Origin of the sequence: Candidatus Photodesmus katoptron Akat1 (assembly GCF_000478685.1) — a bacterium.
Taxonomy (GTDB): domain Bacteria; phylum Pseudomonadota; class Gammaproteobacteria; order Enterobacterales; family Vibrionaceae; genus Vibrio; species Vibrio anomalopis.
Map to the genome: position 1 here is coordinate 1 of NZ_AMSD01000002.1, position 14,041 is coordinate 14,041.

Consider the following 14,041-nt stretch of genomic DNA (forward strand, 5'->3'; position numbering starts at 1 on the left):
TACGTTTGTAATTTTCTTTTCTCGTTTTATTGCCAACATTGTTGCTTCAAATAATAGTGGGGAAGGAGAAGAAACTGGACCTAATATGATGGTTTACTTTTTGTTTCTTTAGTTCTTGATTTAGTATTCGGTCTTTTAGCTAGTATAATTGTTATGTGGTATAGTCGTCAACGTGAATTTCGCGCTGACTCTGGTGCAGCAAGTTTAGTTGGTAAAAAAGCATGATTTCTGCATTGCAACGTTTAAGAACAAATCCAAACTCTAAACTTGAGAGTTCTATGGCAGCATTCGCTATCAGTGGAAAGAAATCTGTACTTAGTTTGTTAATGAGTCATCCTCCGATCCAGAGAAGAATTGATGCGCTTCATTTTAATAGCAGCAATTAAATTGCAATTAGCTATTAATCTTAACTGATAGTGTACTAGTACTAATTATTAGATTAGTTTAGTTATTAGTTTAGTTAGTACAATAACAATAGACTGGTTTTCTTTTTTCAGTGAAGATGAAGACGATCCAATCATTTATTTAAGCTGATATTGTCAGCTAGCCTAATGGCCTGTCCAATATATTGTTCAGGTGTTATTTTTCTAAGACGTTCTTTTAGTTTTTTAGGAAGATCTGACTTTTGAATAAAATCATGTATAATTTTCTTATCAATAATTTTATTACGAGTTAAATCCTTCAATTTTTCGTAAGGTTTAGGTACTCCATAACGGCGCATTATTGTTTGTATTGGTTCTGCTAATATTCCCCAATTTTTATTTAATTCGGTAAGTAAAGCTTCACGATTTATTTTAAGTTTAGAAATTCCTTTTAATGTAGAAGTATATGCAATGATTGTATAACCAATTCCAACACCAAGATTGCGCAATACAGTAGAATCAGTTAAATCTCTTTGCCAACGAGAAATAGGAAGTTTTTTAGCTAAATGATCAAATACAGCATTAGCAAGTCCTAGATTTCCTTCTGAATTTTCAAAGTCAATTGGGTTAATTTTATGTGGCATTGTTGATGAACCAATTTCATTGGTAGATGTTTTCTGTATAAAGTAATTTAAGGCTATATAACCCCATATATCACGATTAAAATCTATAAGAATAGTATTAAATCTTGAAATTGCATGAAATAGCTCAGCTATATAATCATGTGGTTCAATTTGAGTTGTATAAGGATTCCAAGTAATACCTAAGGATTTCGTAACAAATTCTTTGCTTAATAAATGCCAATCTACTTTAGGATAAGCAGCATAATGAGCATTATAATTACCTACAGCGCCATTAAATTTAGCTAGAATTTCTATCTTTTGGATTTGTTTATATTGACGCTTCATACGGTATAGAATATTAGCCAGCTCTTTACCCATTGTTGATGGAGAAGCAGGTTGACCATGCGTACGTGATAAAAGGGGTATATCTCGATATTCAATAACAAGAGCAGTAATTGTATTTATGATTTTTTTAATTTTAGGAAGGATGATATTATCGCGTGCTTCCTTTAACATAAGTGCATGAGCAACATTATTAATATCTTCTGAGGTACATGCAAAGTGAAAGAATTCACTTACTGAGTGTATTTCATGAAATTTTGCTGCTTTTTCTTTAAGGAAATATTCTATAGCTTTAACATCATGGTTAATTTGATCTTCAATTTCTTTAATACGCATTGCATCTTGTTCAGAAAAATTATCTTTAATATCATCCAGATACTTATTGGCTTTATTACTAAATTGGGGAACTTCTTTAATATGAACAGTTGAAGATAGTTTTTTAAACCAAAGTATTTCAACAATGACACGATATTTAAGAAAAGCTAACTCACTAAAAATTTTTCGTAAATCAACTGTTTTCTTTTCATAACGACCATCCAGAGGAGAAATAGCAGTTAGTGAAGATAATTCCATATTATATTTTACCTTGTAAATAGGAATGAATGGAACGAATTTGCTAGAATTATATTCTAGCAAGTAAAACACTTGCTTGTTCAACCATTTTTTTTCGATTAAAAATTAAGTTTCGTCGTTTTCCACCAACTTGACGCCAAAGAACGACACTTCGAGTGCCTGATAGTAACAAAGCTCGTACTTTATATTGATTAATTTTATTTTGTATCACTGAATGAGTTCCCATAACTTGAATGCGAGGACCTATAGGACTTATAATATCAAGATAAATATTAGATAATTGTTCAATTATTTTTTCATGAACTAATTCTAAGTGTTCAAGTTGGTCAGTTAAGACTGAAATTCGTTTGGCAAGTTGGTCCATAGCATCATGATGACGACTTAATTTTCGTTCTAGATTTAGTAAATTAATAATATAACGGATGATTTCAATGCTTTCAGGTGTATTATCTATACCTTTTGCAAGTTGTTTAATTCCAATTTTTAAATTAGCTTCTTCGCCATAAACATTAATTGTACTATTAGGATTAGTATTAAATATAGCATTTAAAGAAGTTTTAAATCCATTCAGATCACATGTGCCACTTTTAGCAACCTGTTGGACTAAGGTAACAGCTTGATAAATACCAGAAAAAGCAATAGTACGATTATAAATTGTTTTATTAGGCAAATTATTTTCTCCAAGTGGCTTTAATTAATTTTATTCTTGAATAATACCACCACCAAGACAAATGTCCTTTAAGTAGAAAACTGCAGATTGTCCAGGAGTTACAGCTATTTGAGGCGAATCAAAAACAATGCGAATACTTTTACAATTAATTGGAATTAAGGTGCAAGGAGTATCTTTTTGACGATAGCGAGTTTTTACTGTACAAGTAATCGGTTTTGTCATTGGCACTCTATCTACCCAGTATAATTTTGAAACAATACATTCTTTAGATTTTAAAAGTATATGCTCTTTGCCCGGTACGACAATAAGAACATTTCTTTTTATATCTTTTTTAGCTACATACCATGGTTTACCATTACTGTCTTTTTGTCCGCCAATACCTAGTCCTTTTCTTTGCCCTAATGTATGATACATTAAACCTTTATGTTCACCTATTACTTTACCTTCTTGTGTTTCAATCTTTCCTGGTTGTGCTGGTAAGTAGCGCGATAAAAAGTCAGAAAATTTTCTTTTCCCAATAAAACAAATGCCTGTAGAGTCTTTTTTATTTGCAGTGATAAATCCTTGCTCTTTCGCAATACATCGAACCTCAGATTTTTTAAAGTTACCAAGTACAAATAGACTTCGAGCAATTTGTTTATGGCTAAGGGTATAAAGAAAGTAACTTTGGTCTTTTGTATTATCTATACCACGTAACATTTTCGGTTTTGCATTTTTATGCATAAAGGAACGACGAACATAGTGTCCCATAGCAATATAGTCAGCATCAAACACTTCATTAGAAAATTCTAGAAAAGTTTTAAATTTAATTTCTTTATTGCAAAGGATATCAGGGTTAGGGGTTCTTCCTGCTTTATATTCTTCTAAGAAGTGCTTGAATACATTATCCCAATACTCTGAAGCAAAATTGACAGTATGGAGATTAATATTCAGCTGTTCACATACTGCCTGCGCATCAGAAAGATCCTGTGCTGATGCGCAATATGTTTCATTGTCATCCTCCTCCCAGTTTTTCATGAAGAGAGCTTCAACATGATACCCTTGTTTCTGTAAAAGATAAGCAGAAACTGAAGAATCAACTCCACCAGACATGCCAAGAATAACTTTCTTATTGCTATTTTTAGACATTTTTAGATAGCACCATTTAAGCATCATAAAAGAATTATTCTAACAGAAATATTACTTAATTGATAGTACTGAAATAAAATCAACATATTTCTTAAAACACTATACGATAGTCATAAAAGTTTGATTGTTGAATTATTTAATATAATTTCTTTAATGAAAGAATATTAATAGCATAAATATTGGACATATTATTTTTATATAAATAGGCCAAATTTTCCAAAAAAAACTTTCTTGTATATTTGCATAACCTTTTTTAAGTTCTTGCAATACCTTGTTTCTATTCCATAACCAACCTGAAATTAAGGCAATAAATAATCCAATAATTGGTTGCATGTAAACAGTAGTTAATTGTACAAAAAAACTAAATAATTCATTAAAATTCCATATTATTATTGAAGAAATAGTTATAATTATTACACTAATCCAGGTAACAGCAATTGACCGACTTTGATTCAGCTCTTCTATTGCACATGAGACAGGAACTTCTAGCATTGAGATAGAAGAAGTTAGCGTAGCAATGATCATTAATAAGAAAAAAATGCTACTAATAACAAGACCAGATGTTCCCATTGTATTAAATAAATTAGGAAGCACTTTAAATACTAAAGTATCAGAATGAAGTAATTTACCTGATTCTGAAAAAATTTGTACTCCATTATTTTGTGCTACAAACATAGCAGGGAGAATTAGTAAGCCAGCAATAAATGCGATAGCAGTATCAAATATTGCTACTTGAGCAGCTATTGTAGGTAAATTAGTATCTTTTTTTAGGTAAGAACCATAAACCATCATTGTGCAAACTCCTAGCGATAGTGAAAAAAAAGCCTGTCCCATTGCACTTATTGCCAAATTAAAACTAAGATGTGAAAAATCAGGAATTAGATACATCTTTAGTCCTTCTTTAGCTCCAGATTGAGTAAAGATGTATATAGTCATGATAATAAAAAGAACCAGTAAGAGAGGCATCAGATAGGTTGAACATTTTTCAATACCATTAGCAATACCATTTCTAACAACTAACATAGTTAGTAACATAAATATTATCATAAGCATTAAATTTCTAGCTATACTAAAAGTGGTTAGCCAATTAGCAGTATTATTCATTCCTAATAATTTAACTCCATTACTAATAAAATAACCAATTAGCCAGCCAGCTATAATCGCATAGAAACTTAAGATAAGTGAAACTGCTACTATGCTTATAATAGCAATCCAGCTAATTTTCCATTTAGGAGAAATTTTTTTTAAAGACCTAATTGGATTCGACTGAGCATAACGGCCAATGGTGAGTTCGGCAACTAATATAGGGAATGCTAATAAAAATACCATTAGCAGGTAAATAATTAAAAATACTGCCCCACCATTGTTTGCTGTTTGTGTTGGAAACCCCCAAATATTTCCTAAACCAATAGCAGAACCTGCTGCTGCCATAATAAAACCAAACTTTGAAGAAAAGTGATTTCTAGAATTGCTTGCCATATATAATACCGATATCATGTTTATTTATAGGTTAATTAGTTTTTTATATTCTTATTAAAAGTCAAAGGACTTGCTAGGCTTTATCATAGTTAACATTGTTTTTACTTATCCATCTGTTAATAATTTCCGTAGTATTTTTAGGGTGATTTTTGTAAATATAGTTCGAAATTTTTTTTATTTTTGGAATTAAGTATTGATCTCGCATCAAATCAGCTATCTTAAAATCGATTAATCCAGTTTGTTTTGTACCTAGTATTTGACCAGGACCTCGCATTTCTAAGTCTTTTTGAGCAATAAAAAAACCATCATTACTATTACGCAATACACTTAGTCGGTTTTTTGCAATTTTAGAAAGTGGAGTATGATATAATAATACACAATAACTTGCTATTTTCCCTCTTCCTATACGACCACGAAGTTGGTGAAGTTGAGCCAGACCAAGTCTTTCTGCATTTTCTATAATCATTAAGCTAGCATTTGGTATATCTACGCCAACTTCAATAACAGTAGTAGATACTAAAAGGTGAAGCTTATTATCTTTGAATTCATTCATTATTTTTTGTTTTTCATTAGAATTCATTCGACCATGTAATAAACCAATTTTTATATTAGGTAGGTTTTTTCTTAATTTATTTGCTATATCAATTGCTGATTCTGCTTTTAATACTTTTGAATCATTAATTAGAGTACAAATCCAATAAGCTTGTTTTTCTTCATTTAAACAAGCCTTATATATGTGTTTCATGATATCAGAACGTTTACTTGATGGTATTGCTACTGTTTGAACAGGCGTTCGATTAGGAGGTAATTCATCGATAATTGAAATTGCAAGATCAGCATAGATAGTCATTGTTAGTGTTCTAGGAATAGGTGTTGCTGTCATGATTAATTTATGTGGGTAAATTTCGTACTTTAATCCTTTCTTACGCATTTCTAATCGTTGATGAACTCCGAATCTATGTTGTTCATCAATAATTACTAAAGCTAAGTTATAAAACTTTACATGTTTTTGGAAAAGAGCTTGGGTACCAATTATCATTTTAGCTTCGCCATTAGCGATTCGTGTTAGTTCTGTTATTTTGGATTTCCCTTTTAATTTACCTAATAAGAAACTTAGTTTTATGTTAATTCTATCAAACCAGTTGCAAAATGTAATAATGTGTTGCTCTGCTAGTAATTCAGTCGGAGCCATAAATGCAACTTGATAGCCATTTTCAATAGCTTGTATTGCTGCTAATGCAGCAATCAAGGTTTTTCCTGATCCAACATCACCTTGAAGTAGACGCATCATAGGTTGAGTTTTAGTAAGATCGTCCTCAATTTCTTTCGCTACTTTTATTTGAGCATTAGTAAGTGAAAAAGGAAGTTGTTTTAGTAGATTTTTTTTTAAAAAAACGGACCTTGTCAAGGAAATCGCCGTTGCTTTTTTATTCTTATGTCGTATTTTTAGAATAAACAAATTCTGTGCTAAGAGTTCCTCTAAGATCAATCTAATTTTTGCTGGATGTTTATTTTTGTGAAGTATACTTATATTAGTGTATTTTGAAGGTCTATGAATAATATGAATTGCTTGAGTTATGGTTATTTGTCCATCATATAACCCTACTGGAAGCAATTCTTTTACACTTGTAGTTTTAAGAATTTTTAATGCTTTGCTAGTTAAGTTGCGTAAAGTAGTTTGTTTTAAGTTTCCAAGGCGTGGATAAATAGGAGTAAGATTATGCTGGATATTAGGAGTTCTTTGAGGTGTGAATAATTTATAATCAGGATGGACCATTTCTAATCCCGTGTATCCTTGTTTCACTTTTCCATAAGCGTATACTAATTTACCTTTTAAAAAAAAATTTTTAAATTTATCAGAAACATTTAAAAAACGCAAAACTATTTCATTTTTTCCATCACTAACTGTAACAGTAAATATTTTTTGTTTGTAAAAAAATGTATCTAAGTGAATGATTTTTCCTTGAACAGCAGCAGAAAGACCAATGTATAATTTAGCTATAGGATAAATACGAGTACGATCTTCATAACGTAATGGCAGATGAAATAGTAAATCTTGAACGTTTTTAATTCCTTGTTGAGTTAATTCCTCAATCAATTTATTGGTTATCTGAGGAAGTGAGCTCAAATGGATATCTGATAAAAAAACCGGCATAATAAACTTAATTGATAATCGATTATAGTATAACTCTCAAAAATATAGTAAATTATTTTTTCTTTTGATTGTACCAGAGTTGAATATCTATATTAAGATATAGATAACACTTGATTTCTTTATTTGCGTTTTACTTTGATCACATATGGCATGACACGAATTTTTTTTATAATACTAGCAAGATGTTTTCGACAATTAGTTGTCAGAGATACCGTAACTGTATGAAGATGGTGATTACGTTCTTCAGTTGATAATCCATGAATATTAGAGTTCGTTTTGGAAATAGTATTAATTAATTCTGCTAACGAGTTATGATGGTTTTTTGTATCGATTTTTAGCTCTGTTATAAATTCTCGCTTGTAATCATCTGACCATTTCACTGCCATATGTTTATCAGGTTCTTTTTGATAACCATGTATATTAGGACAAATTTCACGGTGTACTATTAATCCTCGACCAGGAGAAATATAAGCAATAATGTGATCATTAGGAATAGGATGGCAGCAGTTAGCAAATGTTAGCAACATGCCTTCTGAACCTAGAATAGGAAGCTTGTTTTTATGGGTAATGTTTGTTTTATATTTAGTTTTAGTTATGTTATCTCCAAGTAATCGTCGAGCTACAACAGTACTTATAAGTTCACCAAGACCAATCTCTGCTAATAGGTCTTCAATGTTATCTAGCTTTAGCTCTCTTAAAACGCGTTGAATATGAATCTCAGTAATATCAGATAAAGAAAAATCTCCTAATGCATGATTTAGTAAACGACGCCCTAAAGTAATAGATTCTTCTCTACGCATTGTTCTTAAAATTTGACGAATTTTAGTTCGGGCACGAGAAGTCATTACATAGTTGAGCCAGGAAGCGTTTGGACGAGCGCAAGGAGCAGTAAGAATTTCGATAGTTTGGCCATTTTTAAGTGATTTACTTAATGGATATGGATTTCTCTCAACATTTGCACCAACACACATGTTACCTACATCAGTATGTACTGCATAGGCGAAATCTACAGCAGTTGCACCTACTGGTAATTCAATGATACGACCTTTTGGAGTAAAGACATAAATTTCATCAGGAAATAAGTCAGATTTAACGTTTTCAATAAATTCAAATGAGTTATCTGCACTTTTTTGTAATTCTGATAAACTTTGCATCCAGCGTTGTGCTTTGATTTGTGCTGTAGTTCCAGTCCAAATATTATTACCTTCTGTGCATGACCAATGTGCAGCTATACCTTTATCAGCCATCTGTTCCATATCTTCAGTTCGAATTTGTACTTCTACAGGTACTCCATGCGGACCAACCATAGAAGTATGTAAAGATTGATATCCATTAGCTTTAGGTACTGCAATATAATCTTTCATTCGATTAGGTCGAGGTTTATACAAGTTATGTATTTGTCCAAGTGCTCGATAACAATCATCAGAATCCTTTACTACTACGCGGAAAGCATAAACATCCATAATTGTATGAAAACGCTGTTCTTTAGATTTCATTTTGTTATAAATTGAGAATAGATTTTTTTCTCGACCCAATACTCTTGCCTTCAAACTAGCTTGTTCTAAATGCTCTGCAATTTCATTATGAATACGTTGTATTATATCTTTACGATTACCACGAGCAGAACAAAGTACTTTTTTAAATACCCTATAACGATCTGGATAAAGCGCTTCAAACCCAAGCTCTTCAAGTTCAGTTTTAATATTATGTATTCCGAGACGATGTGCTAAAGGAGAGTATATTTCCAGTGTTTCTCTTGCAATGCGACGTTTTTTATCAGGGCGAAGTGCATTTAATGTACGCATATTATGAATACGGTCAGCAAGCTTAATGAGAATAACCCGAATATCCTGTACCATAGCCAGGACCATTTTACGAAAATTTTCGGCTTGGGCTTCCTTTCGATCTCGAAATTTTAGTTTATCTAACTTAGAAACTCCATCCACTAACTCCGCAACTGTCTTACCAAATTTATTTGTTAGTTCTTCTTTAGTGACATTACAGTCTTCAATAACATCATGAAGTAAGGCAGCTTGTAGTGTTTCGAGATCAAGACGCATTTCTGCTAGGATAGAAGAAACAGCTACCGGATGCATAATATAAGGGTCACCGCTTGATCGTGTTTGTCCTTTATGAAAGTTTTTTGCTATCAAATAGGATCGAAACAAAGCTTCAATTTGAGGCCCTTTTAAGTATTCTTGGGCAATGCCTTTAAGGTCATAGAAGAGATACAAATTTATAAGCCAGAAAGATTACCAATTTAAAATAGAGCATTAAAAAACATTATATTTTGGAAACAATTGATGTCTAGATCCAAAATCTAGTGAATCTGAATGATGTTGCTTGTTGTTGCTTACTGCAGCTAATTCTGCAGCTTCTTGTTCTTGTTGCTCTTGGCGTTCACGAGTATCAAGAAAGTTTTTAGTGATTAAACCTTCTTCTATTTCACGAAGAGCAATAACTGTTGGTTTATCATTTTCTTCTGGTATTAGTGAATTTTTTCCACCAATTTGCATTTGACGAGCGCGTCGTGCTGCAATGAGAACTAAATCAAATCGATTGCCCACTTTTTCGACAGCATCTTGAACAGTTATACGTGCCATGAGAACTCCAGGTTAGTTAAACAAAAATCTTAACTAAAAAAAGTCAAGAAATAAAAAACTCATACATACTAATTTTAAATTCATTTTTCTAAAAGCCCTTGAATTAGATCATGATATTTATAAATCTGCTTATCTTTTTTTAATCTTTCTGAACGAATAATTGCTTGAAAATCTACCAAAGCTGTATCAAAGTCATCATTTAAGATAATATAGTCATATTCGTTATAGTGAGAAATCTCTGATTCTGCTTCCGCTACACGTCTAGCAATATCACTCTTGCTATCTTGAGCACGAGAATTTAAACGATATTCCAATTGACAATAGGAGGTTGGTAATATAAACACACTTTTCGAAAAAGGAATTTCCTTACGGATTTGACGTGCACCTTGCCAATCAATATCTAGAATAACATCACTACCATTATTTACATTCTCTAACATCCAATTACGCGATGTACCATAATAGTTACCAAACAATTCTACATGTTCTAGGAACTCATTTTGAATTATTAGGTCTTCAAAAGATTTTCGATTTATAAAGTAATAATGGATGCCATTTTGCTCATTTGGTCGCATATTACGAGTGGTGTAAGATATGGATAGCTTTATTGTATTCATTAAATCGTTCTTTAATATTGCAGAGATCAAACTAGACTTCCCTGCACCACTAGGTGCAGATACAATATAAAGAGTGCCTTCTACTTTTGTTTTTGATAAGCCCATAATCCTTACTATAAGAAGAATGTAATCAATTTAACTTTAAAAACCAAAGGTAATCCGTCTTCTTAACTGATTGCTGTTCATTAAAATTAGAAAAAACCATGAGGATAACTATACACAAACGGAGATAGTATCACAAAAGGAAATGGATTGTGTATATTATTTTATGTTTTTTGAGTTAACCATCATTTATTTTAGTATGGAATATATGATTTAATCCTTATTAAAAAATTAAAAGTTTACATAGAATGCCTCTCCATCTTTGCGTATCTCTTAATAAAGATAAATATCATATATATTATTCTAGACAGAGAGGTGCTAGATTTTCTATTCTTGATTCATTACTAGTTAGAAAATTTATTATAAAATGTGTATTTCATATTTATTAATGAGTTCATTTTAAGGTTGTTTTTTTGGTAGAAAAAAAGTACAAATAGTGAATTTTGTTTTCTAAAATTCTTGTCTAGTAGCTTGTATCAAGCAATTAAAAATAGGTTTGCTTTTTAGTTTCATAATGATAGTCACCTTATAGCATTTTAATACTATAACATTGTAGTTGGATAGTAAGGTGACCAAGCTTAGTAGAACTAGGTTATAGATTTCTATTAGAAATCCACATTATAGGTAAATAAAGGAATCAAGTTTTTTATTAATTAGTATTTCTTTGTTTTGATTATATTTAGTAGAATGAATTGAAAATACTGAAGATACTAGTAAATATTAACTTGCTTTAGCAGGTGTTTCTTAGTATTTTTTGATATCTTTTTTAGTTTTTTCGAGAAAAAGCATTTCAAATTAATACGAGTTTGACACTTCTAATAAGAAGTATTTTTGTAAGCTTTAAATTTTTAGCTAATTGAACACTTACTTTTAAAAAGATGTTAATCCAGGTTAACCAATATTATAATTGTAAGAAAAAACTAAAACGAAATATTTATCAGTATTACCCGTATTATTATTTATGAATTAGAGAATCCTATACAATTTTAAAGGATAAGAGACTATTGGTAACGTGAATTAGTTAGTGATTTATTCGGTAAAGATTTATATCTTTTATGTATCCACATCCATTGTTCTGGTGCACGTAGAATAATTTTTTCTATATACTGATTCATATAGATAGCCGCATTTATTTTATTTTTTTTAGGATAATTTTCTTCAATTGATTTATCTGCGATGATTTCGTATCTATTATCTGCATTTCTAAAACCAGATCCTAGTACAATGGCACATTTAGTAGCATAAATCAGGATGCTAGGACCTGTAGTTGTACATGCTTCTTTTACTTCAAAAAACGGGACGAAAACCGATTGATTATGACCATAATCTTGATCAGGAAGATAAAATAGACGGTTCCCTTTTTTAAGTACACGAATCATTTGTTTTAGATTAGTTCTATGTATTAGCTTATTGCCATTTCTCGTACGTCCACGATATTGAATAAATTCGTAAACTGGATTTTTATTTGGTCGATAAACACCATAACCTGATAGACCGAGTATGGCAAATGCTCGTGCTGTAATTTCTAGATTGAGCGAATGCACACAACAAAGAAGCACCCCTTTTTTTTTATTATCTAATCTTTTTAGCTCCTTAACATCTTTAGTTAATAGAATGTTTTTTAATCTCCACGTGGGCCAAAACCAAGCTACACCCGTTTCAATCAACGCTATACCTGTGTTTTTAAAATTTTCTATTACTAATTGTTTTATTTCATCTTTACTCATTTTAGGAAAACTAAGTTCTAAATTTCGTTTTGCTATTTTTGCTCGTTTCCTTTCTAAATACATGCTTAAAATTCCTATGCATCTCCCTAATTTTAATAGGAAATAAAAAGGAAGTATATTAACTAAGATTGCTAATAATGATAAACCAATCCAAACCAACCAATTTTTAAAATAAAATAGTTCAATTGAAAGTTGAGGTTTTACAAATTTCTCGTTATCCATAATTTTTACTTTATTTGTTTTTTATCATGTTTATAGGATAGTTTTATTAACAAGAACAAAAGCATCCTTTATGATGATTCGATTTTATATGCTTACTATGAGAGATTTCTTTTTTCTTCTTCAAACTAATGAGTAATAGATTTATTATGTATAATAAGGATGAACAAATTATCAAAGTAAATTACAGACATTCACTAATATAAAGCAGAATTGCTTTTGCTAATTTAGTTTTTGAAGTTAATGGTAATTGTGTTTTTTTTTGTTTTTCATAAATGGTGATTGCATTATAATCACTATTAAATCCCTGATTGGAACATGCTACGTTATTCGCACAAATTATATCCAGATTTTTTTTAATAAGTTTATCAAGGGTATTTTTTTCAATATTTTGAGTTTCAGCAGAGAAGCCAACAGTAAATGGTCTGTTTTTTACCAATTTACCAACATCGGCAACAATATCTGGGTTTTTTACTAACCTAATATTCATTTGAGTTCTATTATCAGTCTTTTTAATTTTTTGACTTGATATAGTTTTCGGTCTGTAATCAGCTACAGCAGCACAGCTAATAAAAACATCATGTTTAATTGCATGATTCAATATAGTTTGATGCATTTCTAGAGCACTTTTAACGCTAATACGAGTTATATTTTTAGGTTTAGAAATAGAGACAGGTCCGCTAACTAGTGTAACTTTAGCTCCAAATAGTTTAGCTGCTTCTGCTAAGGCATAACCCATTTTCCCAGAGCTATAATTAGTGATATATCGTACAGGGTCAAGTGCTTCATGAGTAGGACCTGCAGAAATTAATATTGATTTACCCTGAAGACATTTAATTTGAAAAAAAACCTCACATCGCTCAACAAGTTGTATTGGTTCTAACATCCTACCTAGACCAAGATTTCCACATGCTTGTTTGCCAGATTTTGGCCCCCAAATATTTATGCCTCGTTCAGCAAGGATAGTAAGATTCTCTTGAGTTGCTCTATTAAGATACATGTTTTGATTCATAGCTGGTGCTATTGAAATAGGTGTATTTGTTGCTAAAATTAATGTAGATAATAGGTCATTAGCAATTCCTACTCTCATATTTGCAATGAGATTTGCTGTAGCAGGAACTAGTAAAATTAAATCAGGCCATTTTGCTAGCTCAATATGTTTCATGGAATACTTTTTTCCAGAACAACTAAATGATATCGGATAACCTGAAATAGTTTGCATTGTAAGAGGAGTAATGAATTTTGTTGCCGTTTGTGTCATGACCACTCTAATATCAGCTCCAAGTTCAATTAGAGTCCGTGCAAGTTCTGCGCACTTATATGCGGCAATTCCACCAGTAATGCCTAAAAGGATTCTTTTTCCGGACAAGGTTTGCATGGATCTCATTTTCCTTACAACACAGCATAATAGTATAAAACTAAAAGAATCTAAATTAACTTT

The 14,041-nt window shown here is 31.1% G+C and carries 10 protein-coding genes and 1 pseudogene; 1 reads left to right on the top strand and 10 read right to left on the bottom strand.

Annotated features, from left to right (window positions below; all coding sequences use genetic code 11):
* A pseudogene (locus O1U_RS04920) lies at nucleotides 1-386 on the top strand (M48 family metalloprotease); the annotation flags it as partial.
* A 131-nt stretch (nucleotides 387-517) separates the two neighbouring features.
* Here the strand turns inward: O1U_RS04920 and purB are convergent.
* The 10 genes from purB to coaBC form a co-directional block, all read right to left on the bottom strand.
* Nucleotides 518-1,900: an adenylosuccinate lyase gene (gene purB / locus O1U_RS02450; protein ID WP_016503825.1), complete on the bottom strand. Its 1,383-nt coding sequence runs from the start codon at nucleotides 1,898-1,900 to the stop codon at nucleotides 518-520.
* 49 nt (nucleotides 1,901-1,949) lie between these two features.
* Nucleotides 1,950-2,570 (bottom strand): high frequency lysogenization protein HflD, encoded by a 621-nt coding sequence (gene hflD / locus O1U_RS02455; protein ID WP_016503826.1) that lies wholly within the window; start codon nucleotides 2,568-2,570, stop codon nucleotides 1,950-1,952.
* 30 nt (nucleotides 2,571-2,600) lie between these two features.
* Nucleotides 2,601-3,698, bottom strand: coding sequence for a tRNA 2-thiouridine(34) synthase MnmA (gene mnmA / locus O1U_RS02460; RefSeq protein ID WP_016503827.1), 1,098 nt, complete (start codon nucleotides 3,696-3,698; stop codon nucleotides 2,601-2,603).
* Nucleotides 3,699-3,848: 150 nt separating this feature from the next.
* A complete protein-coding gene (locus O1U_RS02465; RefSeq protein WP_016503828.1) occupies nucleotides 3,849-5,177 on the bottom strand; it encodes a sodium-dependent transporter in 1,329 nt (442 codons plus the stop codon).
* Nucleotides 5,178-5,250: 73 nt separating this feature from the next.
* Entirely contained in the window at nucleotides 5,251-7,332 is a 2,082-nt protein-coding gene (gene recG / locus O1U_RS02470) for an ATP-dependent DNA helicase RecG (protein ID WP_016503829.1), read from the bottom strand.
* A gap of 119 nt (nucleotides 7,333-7,451) precedes the next feature.
* The gene (spoT, locus tag O1U_RS02475; RefSeq protein ID WP_016503830.1) at nucleotides 7,452-9,566 is read right to left on the bottom strand and encodes a bifunctional GTP diphosphokinase/guanosine-3',5'-bis pyrophosphate 3'-pyrophosphohydrolase; all 2,115 of its coding nucleotides are present in this window, start codon (nucleotides 9,564-9,566) and stop codon (nucleotides 7,452-7,454) included.
* A gap of 39 nt (nucleotides 9,567-9,605) precedes the next feature.
* A complete protein-coding gene (rpoZ, locus tag O1U_RS02480; RefSeq protein ID WP_016503831.1) occupies nucleotides 9,606-9,935 on the bottom strand; it encodes a DNA-directed RNA polymerase subunit omega in 330 nt (109 codons plus the stop codon).
* Between the two features lie 80 nt (nucleotides 9,936-10,015).
* Nucleotides 10,016-10,657, bottom strand: coding sequence for a guanylate kinase (gene gmk / locus O1U_RS02485; protein ID WP_016503832.1), 642 nt, complete (start codon nucleotides 10,655-10,657; stop codon nucleotides 10,016-10,018).
* Between the two features lie 998 nt (nucleotides 10,658-11,655).
* Nucleotides 11,656-12,603: an LpxL/LpxP family Kdo(2)-lipid IV(A) lauroyl/palmitoleoyl acyltransferase gene (gene lpxL / locus O1U_RS02490; protein WP_016503833.1), complete on the bottom strand. Its 948-nt coding sequence runs from the start codon at nucleotides 12,601-12,603 to the stop codon at nucleotides 11,656-11,658.
* Nucleotides 12,604-12,784: 181 nt separating this feature from the next.
* The gene (gene coaBC / locus O1U_RS02495; protein WP_016503834.1) at nucleotides 12,785-13,978 is read right to left on the bottom strand and encodes a bifunctional phosphopantothenoylcysteine decarboxylase/phosphopantothenate--cysteine ligase CoaBC; all 1,194 of its coding nucleotides are present in this window, start codon (nucleotides 13,976-13,978) and stop codon (nucleotides 12,785-12,787) included.
* Nucleotides 13,979-14,041 lie beyond the last annotated feature (63 nt).